The organism is Bradyrhizobium sp. Crot121 (assembly GCF_059512385.1).
Genome location: NZ_JCAMOR010000461.1, coordinates 1 through 382 on the forward strand (window position 1 = coordinate 1; position 382 = coordinate 382).

Annotated in this window: 1 protein-coding gene; it reads left to right on the plus strand. The window is 53.4% G+C overall.

Features of this window, described 5'->3' with window-relative positions; all coding sequences use genetic code 11:
• Positions 1-218: hypothetical protein (locus tag AC5ZGW_RS47480; protein WP_496114318.1), on the plus strand; the 218-nt coding region annotated here is incomplete at its 5' end.
• Between the last annotated feature and the right edge of the window lie 164 nt (positions 219-382).

Consider the following 382-nt stretch of genomic DNA (forward strand, 5'->3'; position numbering starts at 1 on the left):
AGGTGGAGATTGCGTTGCTGCAATTCAAAAAAGCGGCCAGTTCGACCTTCTCAGCCACGAGAAGCAGATTCTCCTTTGCTTCAGTGAACTCAAGAGTACGGAGAACGTCGACCGAACTGTCTGATTTTCAAATTGAGAGAGAACTTATGCTTGCCGTCATTGAAAACCTCGAGGCCCGTCGTTCCGGCGCCAAGCTCGGCACGCCCTCTCAGAAATGAGGACCGAGAATGACCGTCTATGTCATCGCGCTGGTAAAGTTCACCCAGGAGGAATATTACCGCCGCTACCAATCCCGCTTATCTTCAGAGGCTTCAATGACCGCCTGCTGGCAGCCGACGAGAAGCCGAAAGTTCTCGATGGCGAGTGGACGCGCGACAAGGTC